Origin of the sequence: uncultured Pseudoflavonifractor sp., from assembly GCF_944387275.1 — a bacterium.
Lineage (GTDB): Bacteria > Bacillota > Clostridia > Oscillospirales > Oscillospiraceae > Pseudoflavonifractor > Pseudoflavonifractor intestinihominis.
Genome location: NZ_CALXEG010000015.1, coordinates 13,699 through 29,200 on the forward strand (window position 1 = coordinate 13,699; position 15,502 = coordinate 29,200).

The 15,502-nt window shown below is 64.9% G+C and carries 16 protein-coding genes; 4 read left to right on the forward strand and 12 right to left on the reverse strand.

Annotated elements, in window-relative coordinates; all coding sequences use genetic code 11:
* Positions 1 to 6: 6 nt before the first annotated feature.
* Entirely contained in the window at positions 7 to 1,293 is a 1,287-nt protein-coding gene (locus Q0K23_RS05430; protein ID WP_294518881.1) for an esterase family protein, read from the forward strand.
* Positions 1,294 to 1,341: 48 nt separating this feature from the next.
* Here the strand turns inward: Q0K23_RS05430 and Q0K23_RS05435 are convergent, their stop codons facing one another.
* The 12 genes from Q0K23_RS05435 to Q0K23_RS05490 all read right to left on the reverse strand — a co-directional run bounded on the left by Q0K23_RS05435 (position 1,342) and on the right by Q0K23_RS05490 (position 13,479).
* A complete protein-coding gene (locus Q0K23_RS05435) occupies positions 1,342 to 1,797 on the reverse strand; it encodes an NAD(P)H-dependent oxidoreductase subunit E (protein ID WP_294518884.1) in 456 nt (151 codons plus the stop codon).
* 217 nt (positions 1,798 to 2,014) lie between these two features.
* Positions 2,015 to 2,917 (reverse strand): hydroxymethylglutaryl-CoA lyase, encoded by a 903-nt coding sequence (locus Q0K23_RS05440; protein ID WP_294518887.1) that lies wholly within the window; start codon positions 2,915 to 2,917, stop codon positions 2,015 to 2,017.
* Positions 2,910 to 4,070 carry a 2-methylaconitate cis-trans isomerase PrpF family protein gene (locus tag Q0K23_RS05445; RefSeq protein ID WP_294518890.1) on the reverse strand — a complete coding sequence of 387 codons (1,161 nt, stop codon included), beginning with the start codon at positions 4,068 to 4,070 and terminating at the stop codon, positions 2,910 to 2,912. The genes Q0K23_RS05440 and Q0K23_RS05445 overlap by 8 nt, the downstream gene beginning before the upstream one ends.
* Positions 4,071 to 4,082: 12 nt before the next feature.
* The gene (leuD, locus tag Q0K23_RS05450) at positions 4,083 to 4,580 is read right to left on the reverse strand and encodes a 3-isopropylmalate dehydratase (protein WP_294518893.1); all 498 of its coding nucleotides are present in this window, start codon (positions 4,578 to 4,580) and stop codon (positions 4,083 to 4,085) included.
* An 18-nt stretch (positions 4,581 to 4,598) separates the two neighbouring features.
* The gene (locus Q0K23_RS05455) at positions 4,599 to 5,858 is read right to left on the reverse strand and encodes a 3-isopropylmalate dehydratase large subunit (protein WP_294518896.1); all 1,260 of its coding nucleotides are present in this window, start codon (positions 5,856 to 5,858) and stop codon (positions 4,599 to 4,601) included.
* 23 nt (positions 5,859 to 5,881) lie between these two features.
* Positions 5,882 to 7,174, reverse strand: coding sequence for an SLC13 family permease (locus Q0K23_RS05460; protein ID WP_294518899.1), 1,293 nt, complete (start codon positions 7,172 to 7,174; stop codon positions 5,882 to 5,884).
* Between the two features lie 53 nt (positions 7,175 to 7,227).
* The gene (locus tag Q0K23_RS05465) at positions 7,228 to 8,427 is read right to left on the reverse strand and encodes a CaiB/BaiF CoA-transferase family protein (protein ID WP_294518903.1); all 1,200 of its coding nucleotides are present in this window, start codon (positions 8,425 to 8,427) and stop codon (positions 7,228 to 7,230) included.
* Between the two features lie 226 nt (positions 8,428 to 8,653).
* Positions 8,654 to 10,567: a sigma-54-dependent Fis family transcriptional regulator gene (locus Q0K23_RS05470; protein ID WP_294518906.1), complete on the reverse strand. Its 1,914-nt coding sequence runs from the start codon at positions 10,565 to 10,567 to the stop codon at positions 8,654 to 8,656.
* A 10-nt stretch (positions 10,568 to 10,577) separates the two neighbouring features.
* The gene (locus Q0K23_RS05475) at positions 10,578 to 11,081 is read right to left on the reverse strand and encodes a YbhB/YbcL family Raf kinase inhibitor-like protein (RefSeq protein ID WP_294518909.1); all 504 of its coding nucleotides are present in this window, start codon (positions 11,079 to 11,081) and stop codon (positions 10,578 to 10,580) included.
* Between the two features lie 86 nt (positions 11,082 to 11,167).
* On the reverse strand, positions 11,168 to 11,527 hold the full coding sequence (locus tag Q0K23_RS05480; protein ID WP_294518912.1) for a helix-turn-helix domain-containing protein: 360 nt from the start codon (positions 11,525 to 11,527) through the stop codon (positions 11,168 to 11,170).
* 162 nt (positions 11,528 to 11,689) lie between these two features.
* Positions 11,690 to 12,805 carry a cell wall metabolism sensor histidine kinase WalK gene (locus Q0K23_RS05485; RefSeq protein ID WP_294518916.1) on the reverse strand — a complete coding sequence of 372 codons (1,116 nt, stop codon included), beginning with the start codon at positions 12,803 to 12,805 and terminating at the stop codon, positions 11,690 to 11,692.
* Positions 12,802 to 13,479: a response regulator transcription factor gene (locus Q0K23_RS05490; RefSeq protein WP_294518919.1), complete on the reverse strand. Its 678-nt coding sequence runs from the start codon at positions 13,477 to 13,479 to the stop codon at positions 12,802 to 12,804. Before Q0K23_RS05490 ends, Q0K23_RS05485 begins: the two co-directional genes overlap by 4 nt.
* 141 nt (positions 13,480 to 13,620) lie before the next feature.
* Between Q0K23_RS05490 and Q0K23_RS05495 the strand changes: the two genes are divergently transcribed.
* The 3 genes from Q0K23_RS05495 to Q0K23_RS05505 are packed head-to-tail and all read left to right on the forward strand — an operon-like array spanning position 13,621 to position 15,486.
* Positions 13,621 to 13,770: a CD1871A family CXXC motif-containing protein gene (locus tag Q0K23_RS05495; RefSeq protein WP_294518922.1), complete on the forward strand. Its 150-nt coding sequence runs from the start codon at positions 13,621 to 13,623 to the stop codon at positions 13,768 to 13,770.
* Complete coding sequence (locus Q0K23_RS05500) at positions 13,763 to 14,710, forward strand: 4Fe-4S binding protein (protein ID WP_294518925.1); 948 nt, start codon at positions 13,763 to 13,765, stop codon at positions 14,708 to 14,710. Before Q0K23_RS05495 ends, Q0K23_RS05500 begins: the two co-directional genes overlap by 8 nt.
* Positions 14,707 to 15,486, forward strand: a complete 780-nt coding sequence (locus Q0K23_RS05505; protein ID WP_294518930.1) for a TlpA disulfide reductase family protein — start codon at positions 14,707 to 14,709, stop codon at positions 15,484 to 15,486. Before Q0K23_RS05500 ends, Q0K23_RS05505 begins: the two co-directional genes overlap by 4 nt.
* Positions 15,487 to 15,502 lie beyond the last annotated feature (16 nt).

Sequence of the window (15,502 nt, forward strand, 5' to 3'; positions counted from 1 at the left end):
CCAGCCTTGCATACGCCTGAAGGAAAAAAGAAAGCCATTGGGGCAGAGGGCATCTGCCTGCTGGCCATAGTTCTCATCGCCCTGGTGGCGGTGGTGGATGTGGTGCGCTACGCCCTGCTGGCCAGCGCCCTGCCCCTGATCAACCTGTGCCTGTTTGAGGTGCTCTTCCTGCTTGTGTGTCTGCTGGCCTGGCAGAGCCGCCTGCCCGCCCTGCTGCTGGCGGTGGCCGTGCCGGGGCTGATGCTGGGCATCACCACCAACTACCTGGAGACCACCCTCTTCAACCTGGGCTTCTTCGTCCAGGCAGGTGTGGCCCTGATTGCCGCCGTTGCCGGCACCGTGTTCCAGCTCCGCCACAAGACCCCGCCCCGCCGGCCCAGAATCTGGACCGTGGTGGTGCTGGCGGTGGTGCTGGTGGGCGGCCTGGCCTTCTGGCAGGGCAGCGCGGCGTCCAGCCGGGCGGTACAGACCGCCGGACGGGCCATCTGGGCGGTGCCCGACCGGTTCTCCCAGCCCTGTGAGCAGGGAGGGACGGTGGAGGAGCTGACCTACCAGACCAAGGCCTACGCCACTGACCAGCGGGAGGTGGAAAAGACGGCCTATGTCTATCTGCCCGCCGGGTACGACCCGGATACCCAGTACAATATCCTCTACCTGCTCCACGGCACCGGCGACACCGAGCGGGCCTGGCTGGTGGAGCACAGCGAGAACAAGGACATGGTGGACCAGCTCATCGCCCAGGGGGTGATCGAGCCCCTCATCATCGTCACCCCCACCTTCTATGTGGAGGACGACTGCGCCGGCGACCTGGACCAGCTGACCTACTCCTTTGCCCAGGAGCTGCGCAACGACCTGATGCCCGCCGTGGAGAGCCGCTATTCCACCTACGCCGCTACCTGCGACGAGCAGGGCTTTGCCGAGAGCCGGGACCACCGGGCCTTTGCCGGGCTGTCCCGTGGGGCAGTGACCACCTATCACTCGGTGCTCTGCGGCAGCCTGGACTACTTCTCCTGGTTCGGCACCTTCAGCGGCAGCCGCACCAGCGCCGACTACTTCCGGGAGACCATCCAGTCCGAGGCCTTTGGTGACTACCCCATCCACTACCTGTATGTCTCCAGCGGCACCCTGGACTTCGCCCTGCCTGGACAGCTTCAGGACTACGCCGCCCTGCTGGAGCTGGAGCCCCGGCTGACCAGCGGCGTGAACACCAATTTTGACGTGTTCCCCATGCAGTCCCACTCCTGGGAGAGCTGGCACCTGGCCCTGTACAACTATTTACAAAAGATTTTTTGAAAAAAGCGGACCCCGGCCTGCCGAAAGGCAGGCCGGGGTCCGCTTCGCTCATTTCTTCTCGATGAGGGCCCGGAGGGCGTCCGGGGTCATGCCGGTGTGGACAACGCCGTCCCACCGGACGCAGGGACCCTTGCCGCAGTTTTTCATGCAGCCGCCGGTCTGGAGCCGGAAGCCCGCCGGAGCCACGCCGCCGGGCTCCACGCCGTACTCCCTAGACAGAAAGTCCAGCAGCTCCCGCCGCCGCCCGCAGGAGGGGCCCTGGCACACGGTCAGACTGTGCCGCACCGCCTCGGTCTTGATGGAGGGGTAGCGCTTGAGCACAGCCGGGAGAAAGGTCTCCCGGAAGCCCAGGACGCGGGCGATCTCGTCCAGGGCGTGCTGGGGGATGACGCCGCCGTACAGTTCCTGGGTCTCCCGCAGCAGCGCCACCAGCTCATTCTGGTCGCTGGCCACGCCCCGGCCCTGATAAAAGGAGAGAATCTGCGCGAATTCTTCCTGAATCATAAAAATGCCTCCTTAAAAAGATACGGCCTGCGCCGTGTCTCACCCCGGAGCGGACCGCGCCGGGGCTTGGACATTATATCAGGAATTCTGCCGACGGACAATCCGAAACCGCCTGGAATACCGTGGAATCCCCTTTCCGGCCGGCCCAAAAGGGACAAGCCGCTGTTTTCGGAGGAAAACAGCGGCTTGCAGCCCTTCACGGTATGGATTTCGGGGCTCAGCAGCAGGGGTTCTGAGCGATATGGATGTGGTGGCTGCTGTAATTGCCGGGCACGGCGGCGTGGAAGGACTTGGCCAGGGCCAGCAGGCGGTCGAAGTCGATGCCGGTGTCGTAGCCCATCAGGTGGAGCATGTACACCAGATCCTCGGTGGCGGTGTTGCCCGAGGCGCCGGGGGCAAAGGGGCAGCCCCCCAGGCCGCCCAGGGTGGACTGTACGCCGTCGGCGCCGCACTCGATGGCGGCCAGGGTGTTGACCATGCCCATGTTCCGAGTGTCGTGGATATGGACCTGGAAGGCGCTGTCGGGGAAGGCGGCCTTCACCGCCGTCAGGGAGCCGCGGACCTGGGCCGGGTCGGCCACGCCGATGGTGTCGCACAGGCAGAAGGTCCGGACGCCCAGCTGGTGGACCTGGCCCACAAAGTCCAGCAGGGCCTGTCGGGCGGGCCGGCCCTCAAAGGGGCAGCCGAAGGCGGTGGCCACGTCCACGCACACCTCCAGCTCGGGCAGGCTGTCCCGGATGCGGGAGAGCTCCTCCAGGGACTGGGCCCGGGTGCGGTTGATGTTGGCCTTGTTGTGGCTCTCGCTGAGGGAGATGACGTTGGCCACCTTCTTCATGCCCAGCCGCTGGGCGGTCTGGGCCCCCCGCAGGTTGGGCACCAGGGCGAACAGATCGGCCTGGGGACAGCGCTCCAGGCAGGTGCGGGCCACCTCCTCGGCGTCCTGCATCTGGGGGATGGCCTTGGGGCTGACAAAGGAGGTGATCTGTAGGTGGGACACCCCGGCCTGGATCAGGCCGTCGATGAGGGCCAGCTTCTCCCGGACGGGCAGATAGTCCTTCAGGTTCTGGAGGCCGTCCCGGGGGCCCACCTCCACCAGCCGGATTTTTCTGGACTCAGCCATGGAACACCTCCTTCCGGACATAGACCTGTCCCTCCATAATCATGCGGGCGGTGCGGTACACGCCCAGCTTCTTGATCTCGGTGCGGCCGGGCGCGCTGTCCGCCAGGGCCTCGATGGGGATGATGCCCGAGGGGTGGCCGATGCGGAGCACGCCGTCCGCCTTGGCCTTGTCGCTGAGCAGATCCCACACCACGCTGCCCTGTACCCGGGCCACCGCGCCGGTGGCCACGGTGCCGGTGACCGGGTAGGCCTTGTGCATCTTGAGCATAAAAGTGAGCCGGGATACCACGTCCACCTGGTCGGCCGCCACCTCCACGCCGTTGAAGCAGGTGTGGGCGGCGGGGGCGCTCACCATGGCGAAGAAGGGCTGGTAGGGAGTGAGCCGCCTGGCGTCCTCCCACCGCTCCACCAGGCCGATCTTCTGGCAGACCTTGCCCCGGATCTCCTCAATGCGGTCCATGAGGGCCTGGTCGCCGTCGATCTGGGCGGGGGTCTCGGTGCCGGTGAGGCCCAGCTCCTCGGCCCGGATGAACACCACCACGTTGCCCGCGTCCACCACGGACACGCAGTAGTCCCTGCCGCCGGCCTGGATCACGTCCCTGGGGCTGCCGGTGGGCAGCAGGCGGCCGGTGATGCCGCCCACCACGTCCGACCAGTCCAGGGTGATGCGGGCGCCGGTGCCGGGTACGCCGTCAATGGCGAAGTCCCCCTCCACCGCCGCCTTGCCGCCCCTGACGGGGACCTGGGCGGTGAGGATGCGGCCGGTGTTGGTCAGGTGGATGCGCACCGTGGTCACCGGCTCCACCGCCTCCACCAGGCCCATGTCAATGGCAAAGGGGCCCACGGCGGAGGAGATGTTGCCGCAGTTGCCGCCGTAGTCCACAAAGGGGTCGGTGATGCTCACCTGGCCGAAGGTGTAGTCCACGTCGGCGCCCTCCTTGGTGGCCGGGCCGATGATGGCCAGCTTGCTGGTAAGGGTGTCCGCGCCGCCCAGGCCGTCGATCTGCCGCAGGTCGGGGCTGCCGTAGATGGCCAGAATGGCCTTGTCCCGCAGGACGGGGTCGGCGGGCAGCTCGTTCTTCATGATAAAAATGCCCTTGCTGGTGCCGCCGCGGACAATGGCGCAGCGCAGGGCCTCCATTTCAGGGTGCATAACGTTACCTCCTTATGATGTCTTGATGCGTCCCTTCAGGTACTCCACCAGCCCGCCCCGGGCCACCAGGTCCATGATATGGCTGGGGATGGGGTCACAGGGCAGCTCCCGGCCGGTGGTCAGGTTGTGGATGACGCCGTTCTGGTAGTCGATCTCCAGCTTATCGCCCTCGGAGATCTTGTCGGTCTCAGGGCACTCGATGGCCAGAATGCCCAGATTGATGCAGTTGCGGTAGAAGATACGGGCGTAGGACTGGGCCACAATGGTCTTGATGCCCAGGGCCCGGAGGGTGAGGGGGGCGGTCTCCCGGCTGGAGCCGGAGCCCAGGTTCTTCTCGGCCACAAAGAGGTCGCCCGGCTTGCAGCGGGCGGCAAAGGTGTCTTCCACAGGGCTCATGGCGTACCGGGCCGCCTCCTCGATGGGCAGCTCCATGTAGGCCGGGGGAGAGATGATGTCGGTATTGATGTTGTCGCCGTATTTCAGGGCGGTGCCGTAAATCAGATGTGACATAAGGGGGCCTCCTTTCCGTTAACAGATATCCCGGGGGTCAGTGAGCCGTCCGGTGAGGGCGGAGGCGGCCACCGTGAGGGGGGAGGCCAGATAGACCTGGCCCTGCTTGCTGCCCATGCGCCCGATGAAGTTGCGGTTGGTGGCGGACACGCACACCTCCCCGGCGCCGATGGCGCCGGAGTGAATGCCCAGGCAGGCTCCGCAGCTGGAGGCCAGCACCGTGGCCCCCGCCTCGGAGAGGGTGGTGAGGATGCCCTCCCGGGCGCAGCGCTCCCAGATCTCCCGGGAGGCGGGAGACACCAGCAGGCGAATGCCCTTGGCAATCTTTCTGCCCCGGAGGAGGCTGGCCGCCTGGGCCAGGTCGTGATACCGTCCGCCGGTGCAGGAGCCCAGATAGGCCTGATGGATGGCAACATCGGTCACCTGGCGGACCGGGGCCACGTTGTCCACCTCGTGGGGGCAGGCGCACAGGGGCTCCAGGGCGCTGGCGTCAAAGTGCAGGTCCTGACAGTACACCGCGTCCGGGTCGCTCTCGCAGGGCCAGCCGCCGTCCACGCCCAGCTCCCGCAGATAGGCCTGGGTAATGCTGTCATAGGGGATGAGGCCGTTTTTGGCCCCCGCCTCCACCGCCATGTTGGCCACGCACAGCCGCTCATCCATGATCATGGACCGGAAGGTGGAGCCGCAGAACTCCATGGCCTTGTAGGTGGCGCCGTTGTGGCCCACGGTGCCGATGGCCCGCAGGGCCACGTCCTTGGCCATGACCCCGGGCTGGAGGGCGCCGTCAAACCGCAGGCGGATGGTCTGGGGCACCTTGAGCCAGATCTCGCCGGTGGCCAGCACGCCCAGCATCTCGGTGGAGCCGATGCCGGTGGCGAAGGCCCCCAGGGCGCCGTAGGTACAGGTGTGGGAGTCGGTGCCCACCACCACCTCGCCGGGGGCCACCCGGCCCTTCTCCACCATCACCTGGTGGCAGGGACCGGCGAACTCGTAGTAGTGCTCCACATGGTTCTCACAGGCCCACTCCCGGGTGAACTTGACGATCTCCGCCTGCTTGGCGTTGGCGGGGGGCGTGTAGTGGTCGGAGATAATGGTCACCCGGTCCGGGTTCCAGACCTTGGCGCCCAGCAGCTTCAGCTTCTCCGCAATCTCCACCCGGGGGCCCAGGATGTCGTCCATCATGGCCTTGTCCACCTTGGCCCAGACGATTTCGCCCGCCTTGACCGACGACCGGCCGGAGGCCCGCGCCAGTATTTTTTCACTTATGGTCATTCCCATAAAATTTCCTCCTTGCTGCCCTATCAGCCGTAGGGCGTGAAATTATAGCCGCCGATGAAGGCGAAGAGCACCGCCATCATGACCGAGAAGATGGAGGTGAGGAACAGCTTGATAAAGAGCTTGTTGTGGTCCAGGGGGATGTTGTGGTCCTTCAGGTCGCCGGCCAGGGAGGCCATGATGAGGCCGCCGCCGGTGGAGGCGGGGCTGATACCGGCGCAGGAGGAGCCCACCGTCAGGGCGGACACCATCAGCATGGGCGGGATGGAGGCGGCCCCGGGGCCCAGGTTGGACAGGATGGCGGGCACGGTGGGGATCATGGTGGGCATGACCACGCCGGAGGTGGAGCTGAACCAGCTCATGACGCCGGAGGCCAGGGCGATGAGGGCGGGGGCGGTGCGGGGGATCATGATGCTGGCAAGGCCCCTGGCCAGCAGCTCGATGCCGCCGGCGGTGATGACCACGTTCATCAGCACGCCGATGCCGGTGATCAGCAGGATGGTGTTCCAGGGGATGGACTGGACGCCCTCCCGGATGTCAGCCACCTTCAGGGCCACCAGGATGCAGGCCAGCAGGAAGCAGGTCAGGCCGATGTCGGTCTTGAACACCACCACGCACACCACCATGACCAGAATGGCCGCCAGGGTGAGCCACTGGTTGCGGTTGAACCTGGGGATGTCCTTCCAGCTCTTGCGGTCCGCGCTGCCCTTGACCCGCCAGCCCCGGTAGAGGATGAACAGCAGGACCGAGACAAAGAGGGTGCCCAGCAGGGTGTTGAGGAACAGAGGCAGGGCCACATTCTCGGTGTATCCCGCCTCGGCGGCCTTGGTGATGCCCACCACGCCGGTGGGGGCCCAGGGCACCATGCCGCCGGCAATGGCCCCCATCTGGCCGATGGTGCAGAACAGGAAGGGGTCGGCCTTCATCTCCAGGGCCAGGGGCACGCCGAACATGGCCGCGATGCCGAAGCCGGGGATGGTGCCGGGGCCCAGGGCGGCCACCAGGGCGCCCAGCAGGAACATGAAGATGGGCACGGACCACCCTCTCCCGCCCGCCAGGGCCACCACCTTCTTGGCCAGCAGGTCCATGGTGCCGTTGATCTGGGCGATGCCGAAGAGGAACATGGAGCCCAGCAGGATGATGAACAGCGAGGTGTTGAAGCCGGCCACGATCTGCTTCTGGGTCATGCCGGCCGCCATTCCCATCAGCAGGGCGGCGCCGAAGGAGAGAATGCCTACATTCCATTTTTTCAGAAAGCCAAGGGCGATCACGCCGATAAGAACGGCCAGGGAAATGCCGGAGATCAGGACGGAGTCCATTGCTCATACCTCCTTGTCAAATTCGGGTTGGTGCGGATGCCTCCGGAAGGGGGTCACAGGACGCCGGACGCGGCCAGCTCTTCCACCTCCTCCGCCGTCAGGCCCAGCATGTCTCCCAGGACCTGGCTGTTGTGCTCTCCCAGCAGGGGGGCGGGGGTGAAGGTGTCGATCTTGTTGTTGGTCAGCTTGATCTGGTTGCCGGTCATCTTCAGCCGGCCGGCCTTGGGGTGGTCGATCTCCACGAACATCTCCCGAGCCCCGGCGATGTGGGGGTCGGCGGCCACCCGGTCGATGGTGTTGATGGGGGCGGCGGGGATGCCCACGGCCAGCAGCCGCTCCACCGTGGCGTCAATGGTCTTGTCCTTGAGCCACTCCTCGATGTAGGGCTTGAGCTGGGCGTTGTTGAGCACCCGCTGGTTGTTGCAGTTGAAGCGGGGGTCCTCCAGCAGCTGGGGCATCCCCATCACCCCGCACAGCAGGCCGAACAGCTTGTCGTTGCCCGCGCCGATGACCAGGCTGCCGTCGGCGGCCTTGAAGGAGTCGTAGGGGTAGATGGCCTCGTAGCGGTTGCCGATGCGCTGGGGGATCTTACCGGTGCACAGGTAGATGATGTTGATGATCTCCAGGGAGGACACCATGGAGTCCACCAGGGCCACGTCCACCTTTTCGCCCACGCCGGTCTTGAGGCGGTTGATGTAGGCGGAGAGAATGCCGGTGCAGCAGCTCAGACCGGCCATCACGTCGGCAATGGCGGTGCCGGTGCGGGTGGGCTCGCCGCCGGGCCAGCCGGTGGTGCTCATCAGGCCGCTCATGGCCTGGCCGATGATGTCGTAGCCCGCCCGCTGGCTGTAGGGGCCGTAGTGGCCGAAGCCGGAGACGCAGCCGTACACCAGGGCGGGATTGAGCTTCCGCAGGTCCTCATACCCCAGGCCCAGCTTCTCCATCACGCCGGGCCGGTAGTTCTCGATGAGGATGTCGCTCTTCTTCACCAGCTCCCGGAAGATCTCCTTGCCCTTCTCCGACTTCAGGTTCAGGGTGATGCCCTGCTTGTTCCGGTTCAGGTTCATGTAGTAGGCGCTCTCGCCGTTGACAATGGGGAAATTGCTCCGGGCGTCATCGCCCCGGCCGGGGAGCTCCACCTTGATGACCGTGGCGCCCATGTCGGCCAGCATCATGCCGCAGTAGGGGCCGGCCAGCACCCGGGACAGATCCAGTACCACCACGCCGCTGAGCAGTCCTTTCTTGCTTTCCATATTCCATGCATCCTTTCTGGAGTGGAGTTTTGTTAGACGCCCTAAATAAGAGCAAGCGGCGTGCCAACCTCTCGCCCGATTCCCGGAAAGCCCTGGCACCAGGGCATAAAAAAAGCGGGAAGATCCGTGAAAACGGACCTTCCCGCTGTTGAGCGGAGGTACATCCCGGGCGGGATGTTTCATATAGTTTCAAGATATTTCGACGCATATGAAACGCTGTGAAACATCAGGGCTGGATGCCGTACTGCTTCAGCTTGCGCCATAGGGTGGTGCGGCTGATACCCAGGTCGGCGGCGGTGCGGCCAATGGCGCGGCCGTTGCGCAGCAGGGCGGCGGTCAGCACCTCGGCCTCCGAGGGGAGCGTGGGCGACGCCTTCTCCGTGCCCTCCATCTGGTAGTTGATGAGCTCACCCAGCAGGCCGGCGGGCACCTGGGCCAGCTGGGACACGGTGAGCAGCACGGACAGCCGCTCCACAAAGTTCTGCAGCTCCCGGATGTTGCCCGGCCACTGGTAGGCGGACAGCTGGTCCAGCACCTGGCAGAGAAAGGGATGCAGGGTGTCGTACTGCTCTCCCACAAATTTGCGGAAAAAGGCGTCGGCCAGAATGGGCACGTCCTCGGTCCGCTGCCGGAGCGGGGGAATCCGCAGGCTGAGAATGTTCAGCCGGTAGTAGAGGTCGGCCCGGAACTGCCCCTGGGCCACCTCCTGAGCCAGATCCCGGTTGGTGGCGGCGATGATGCGCACGTCCACCGGCACCACGGTGCCGCTGCCCAGCCGGCGGATCTCCCGCTCCTGAAGGACCCGGAGCAGCTTGGCCTGAAGGTCCAGGGGGATTTCACCGATCTCGTCCAGAAACAGGGTGCCGGTGTGGGCCAGCTCGAACAGGCCGGTCTTGCCCCCCTTCAGCGCCCCGGTAAAGGCGCCCTCCACATAGCCGAACAGCTCGGACTCCAGCAGGTTTTTGTCCAGCGTGGCGCAGTTGACCACCACAAAGGGCCCGCCCTGCCGGGGGCTGGCGGTGTGGATGCTCTGGGCAAAGAGCTCCTTGCCCGTGCCCGTCTCACCCATGATGAGGACGGTGGCCCTGGCGGCGGCGTAGCTCCGGGCGATCTCCACCGCGGAGGTCAGACCGGGGGAGACCCCCAGAATGTCCTCAAAGGAGTACTTGGCGGTGAGGCCCTTGGCGTGGAGGCCGATGCGGATTTTCCGCTCGCTGCTCTGGAGGCTTTTCACGTCCTGGAAGGTGGCCACCACCCCTCGGAGCTGTCCGCCCACCTCAATAGGGATGCTGTTGCTGTATACCGTGGTGCCCTTGATGTCGTTGAGGGTGTCCAGCTGGGGCCGACCGGTCTGGAGGGCGGTCCACAGATTGGAGCGGGGGATCTCGTCCAGGATGAACCGGCCCAGGGCGGTCTTGCCCGGCCGGTTCAGAATCCGCTGGGCCACCGGGTTGATCAGATCCACCTGTCCGGACTGATCAATGGCGATAATCCCGTCGTGGGTGAACTGAAAGACGGCCTGGTACCGCTCCAGCTGGAGCTGAAGCTGCTCCTGCTTCATGCGCTCCTGCTGCTTCAGTTTCAGCATCCGCATGGCGGTGCGGATGGCGGAGGTGATGGACTCCGCGGAATTCTCCAGGGGCAGATAGGGCAGTCCCAGCCGCCGGGCCGGGATCTCGGTCACCGCGCCGCCTACGCCCAGCACCATACCGTCGGCAATGGCCTGGCGGACACAGGGCTCTCCGTCCGCCATAGAGCGGAAGCCGTAGTGCCGGGCGTCAATGTGAAGCAGGGAGCAGATGGTCTTGACGTCGTCGGTCAGGCTGTCGTAGGCGAAAAAAGCCACCGGCCCGCCGGCTCTCTGAGCGCCGTCCAGAATTTCCATGTAGTCGGAGAGCATGGTGGGGATGCCCACCACGGTGGCGTCCAGCGCCTGCTCCAGCAGGGCCTGGGTCCCGGTGCGGCTGATAAATACCTGTGCGCCCCGCTCCATCAGCTGCCGCGCGCACTGGGCGGCGTCCTCCAGAGAGGCCTGATAGACCGCCACCGGCGCATCCATCTCCCTGATGATGGCCTGGGCCTTTCTAGCCAGACGCTCCGACGGGGCGATAAGGCAGATTTCCCGCACCTGGTCTCCCATAGCAGCCTCCTTAGTTTCGGTAGGTCCCCTTGATGGTGACCTGATCCAGAATGTGTCCCTCCATCTGGCGGAACATCTCGTGGAACCAGAAGCCGTCCTTCAAATCCAGCAGGGTGTCCAGGGCGTAGACGTGGAGCTCATAGGTGTGGGGCTCGTTGGGGGGCGCCATGCCGCCGTAGCAGACGGAGAGGGCGGGGTCCTGCTGGCCGCCCTGGAGGCTCACCCAGCTGTTCAGGCCCTGGACGAAGTCGGGGTTGTTCTGGCTGGCGTTCTCCTCCACCTTGGTGCTGGTGATGTTGGCCGCCACCCAGTGGACCCAGGAGAAGCCGCCGCTCACCGCGCAGGCATCCTTGTCCTCCAGGAAGAGGGCAAAGCTCTTGGCGCCCTGGGGGGCGTCGTGGATCTCCAGGGGCAGGGAGTAGGTGGGAACGCCATTCTCGTTGTGGTGCTCGCCGTGCTTGCCGTAGCGGTCGTGGATGACGCCGTCTACAATGCCGTGGCTGGTTACTCTCATAGGAAAAACCTACTTTAATGGTCTGTAAGGCCATCATAGCAAGGTTTTCCTCCCGCGTAAATTACCCACTTTTTCGTGGGTATGGCTCACAGCAGGCCCCGCTCCCGCAGGGGCTCCTCCATGCCGTGGGCCTTCATGTAGTCAATGCCGATTTCCTGCATGATGGTGAGGGCGGCCAGCACCCGCTCCCCCTGGGGACGGGTGAGAAAGTAGACGGTCTTGAGGGGGTAGCCCCCTGACACCTCCTTGTCCACAAAGCCGAAGGCGGCCAGCTCCTTCAGGTGCTCCAGCAGCATCTTCTGGGTGATGCCGTCAATGTCCCGTTCCAGCTGGGCCAGGGTGGTCTTTCCCAGCCGCAGCCGCCACAGGATGATGGGCTTCCATTTGCCCTTGAGCATGTCGTGGGTCAGCTCCAGCGGGCAGGTAAAGGTCTGACGCAGTTTCATGGCGGCCTCCTCTTCTGGTTGGATTCCGGTGGGTAGGGGCGGCGCGTAAGCGTGGTTTGTGCTGGCATTGTAGCATACAAGCGCCGCGGTTTCAAATGGAATCCCGCCGGGAGAGAGCCTCCCCTGGGGCTGGAGTCCGTCCCGGGGGTTGGTCCCGGGCGCTCACCGGAGGGGAAAGGCCACGGCGATGGTGGTTCCCTGCTCCGAACTCTGCTCCACCCACACGCAGCCGCCGTGGATGGCGGCGATTTCCCACACGAGGGACAGGCCCAGACCGACCCCGCCGCACTCCCTGCTGCGGGACTGGTCCACCCGGAAGAAGGGGTGGAAGATGCTCTGCCGGTATTCCTCCGGGATGCCCCGGCCGGCGTCGGCGATGCGGATGAGCAGGTGCTCCGGCTGTGAGGACACGGATACCCGCACCGCGCCGCCGGGGCGGTTGTACTTGATGGCGTTCTCCGTCAGATTGAAGAGCAGACGGTAGAGGAGCGGATCGCTGCCCGTCATGGCGGCGTCGCCCTCCCGTTCCAGCACAATGCCGCTCTGCTCCGCCAGGGGGGCCAGATCGGTGAAGATCTCTTCGATCATGGGCCCCAGCTGGATGTGGTCCGTGCGGGATGCCGACTGCAGGCTGCTCATCTCCAGCAGGGTCTTGGACATCTGGGTCAGCCGCTCCGTCTGCTCCCGCAGCAGCCGGAGAAACTCCGCCGTCTCCGGCAGCACGTCGGGGTGCTCGGCGGAGAACAGCTCCAGCTGGGCCTGCATCAGGGCCAGGGGCGTGCGCAGCTCATGGGCGGCGTTGCCGGTGAACTGCCGCTGGGCCTCAAAGGCGCGGCTGAGCCGCTCCAGCATCCGGTTGAAGGAGCGGCTCAGCCGGCGGAACTCCGGCAGGACCTCCTCGTCCATCTGCATGTCTCCCAGGTTGTTCAGCTGTACCCGCTCCACCCGGGCGGTGAAGGCGCGCAGGGGCCGCAGGGCCCGGCCGCTGACAAAATAGGCCAGCACGCCGCTGGCCAGGGTGACCACGGCGGTGATAAGCCAGTTGGTCATACAGAAGGACTCCTGGGCCTCGTAGATCACGGCGGGGAGCGCCCGGTTCAGCCCGGAGAGCTGGGGATCGGAGGCCTCCGGCCCGCCGTAGGCGCGGACAAAGTCGCCGATGTCGTCCATGTAATGCATGCCGGAGGAGCAGAGCAGCAGCTTCATGGAGACGCAGGTGACGCCGATGAGCAGGGCGGTCATCAGGGTGATGCGCCACTGGAGAGAAAGCTGTCTCATGGCTCCGGCCCTCCCATCAGATAGCCCTCGCCGATGCGGTTGCGGATGGGATCGTAGCCCAGGGCGGCCCGGAGCTTCTTCCACAGGGCCGAGATATGGACCCGGATGGAGTTGCTGAAATTGTCCACACTGTTGTCCCAGACGTGCTCCAGCAGCTCCTCCTGGCTGACGGGGCGGCCCTGGTGGAGCATCAGGTACTCCACGATGCCGGTCTCCTTGCGGGTGAGGGTCAGCGCCTGTCCGCGGACCAGGGCGGCGCGGGCCTTGGTGTCAAAGGTCAGCGCCCCGCAGGTGAGCAGCACGTCGCGCTGGGTGAACTGCCGCAGGGTCAGACTGCGGATGCGCGCCTCCAGCTCCGCCAGGTGGAAGGGCTTTGACAGGTAGTCGCTGGCCCCGGCGTCCAGCCCGGCCACCTTGTCGGACACCTCGTTCCGCGCGGATAAAATCAGCACCCGGGTCTCCCGGTCGGTCTGCCGCAGCGTGCGGAGCACGGTCATGCCGTCCCTGCCGGGCAGGTTCAGGTCCAGAATCACCAGGTCGTACCGCTCGGTCTGGAGCAGCTCCAGAGCCCGCTCCCCGTCATAGCAGTGGTCCACGCTGTACGCCAGCCGCCGCAGGCTCCGGACGATGGTCTCGCACAGGGCGCGCTCGTCCTCCACGACCAAAAGATGCACGGCGGTCCCTCCTCTCTTGCCGTATTGTCAGGATGTCAACATTATACCAGAGAGGGATAAAGTTTGTGTTAAGTTTTTGTTCTTAACAGGGATTTTAACTGCGGCGGAGTATGATAGGGCCAACCTGGCTGAGGAGGAATCGTGTTGCGTCACAGAACAAAGATTGCCGTCCAGCTGCTGCTGCTGGCGACGGGCGGAGCCATGGCGGCCTATGGCGCCTGGCGGGGAGAGGCGGCCCTGGTACTGGGAAAGGCCGTCAAGATATGTCTGGAGTGTGTGGGCATTGGATAAAAAACGAGTTCGGTTGTCCCCGCTCGCGGCCCGTCTGCGGGGCTGGATACAGGCCGGGGCAGTTCTGCTGACCAATCTCCACCTCCCCAATTTTCTCCGGGGCGGCCTCTACCGGGGGCCAGGCAAGACGGTGTGCGTGCCGGGACTCAACTGCTACTCCTGCCCGGCCGCGGCCGGAGCCTGTCCCATCGGGGCCTTTCAGGCGGTGGCGGGCTCCTCCAAGTTCCATTTTTCCTACTATATCACCGGGCTGCTCATTCTGCTGGGCGTGCTGCTGGGGCGTTTTATCTGCGGGTTTCTGTGCCCCTTCGGCTGGTTTCAGGAGCTGATGCACCGTATTCCGATCAAAAAGCGCTCCACCAGACGTCTGGCCCCCCTGACCTGGGTCAAATACGGGGTCCTGCTGGTGATGGTGGTGCTCCTGCCCGCACTGGCAGTGAACGATGTGGGACTGGGAGATCCCTTTTTCTGCAAATACCTCTGTCCCCAGGGAGTGCTGGAGGGCGCCATCCCGCTGGCGCTGACCAATGAGAGCATCCGGGCGGCGCTGGGGACGCTGTTCACCTGGAAATTCGGCATCCTGCTGGCAGTGCTCGCCCTGAGCGCCGTATTCTTCCGCCCGTTCTGCAAGTGGCTCTGTCCGCTGGGCGCTTTTTACGCCCTCTTCAACCGGGTCTCCATGGTCCGGATGGATGTGGACAGGGCAAAGTGCATCTCCTGCGGAAAGTGCGCCAGAGCGTGCAAGATGGATGTGGATGTGACCAGGACGCCCAACCACTCCGAGTGCATCCGCTGCGGAATGTGCGTCCGCCATTGTCCCACCGGAGCAGTCCGCTTCCGCTGCGGCCTCGGGACAGGAGAGGACAGGGACCGTGCATGCGCGAGAAAAGGGAAACACCTAGAAAAACCAACGGAATCAATGAAAGGAGAACAAACATGATGATGAGACGAATGACCGCCCTTCTGATGGCAGCGCTCCTGATGCTGTCTCTGGCATCCTGTGGTACAATGAACAGCAAGAAGGGCATGGGCGATAAAGGGTCTGCGGGCAGTATGGAACCCGCCATGACGGACAAGCAGGACATGGACGGCAAGGACGCCATGATGGACAAGGACATGGACGGCAAGGACGCCATGATGGACAAGGACATGGGCGGCAAGGACGCCATGATGGACAAGGACATGGGCGGCGAGGACGCTATGATGGACAAGGAGGGCATGGACTCCGCGGAGGGAGATATGATGCACTTTCCGGCCTTTGAGGGCATGGATCTGGAGGGCAATGCGGTCAAGAGCGACGAGCTCTTCGGCGGCAGCGCCGCCACGGTGGTCAACTTCTGGTTCACCACCTGCGGTCCCTGCGTGGGAGAGCTTTCCGAGCTGGACGCACTGAACCGGGAGCTGTCGGAGAAGGGAGCCGCCCTGATCGGCATCAACGCCTTCACACTGGGCGGCGACAAGACCGCCATTGCCGACGCGAAGGACGTGCTGGCCAAGAAGGGGGCCACCTACCGGAACGTGTACTTTGATGCCGACAGCGAAGCCGGCATGTTTGCCTCCGATGTGTATGCCTTCCCCACGACCTATGTGGTGGACCGGAATGGGGCCATTGTGGGAGGACCCATTGTCGGGGCGCTGACAGAGCAGAAGCAGATGGATGCCCTTCAGGAGCTGGTGGATCAGGCGGTGGCCATGGATGCCAAGCATATGGGCTAGGAGCGCGGCGTGTCCG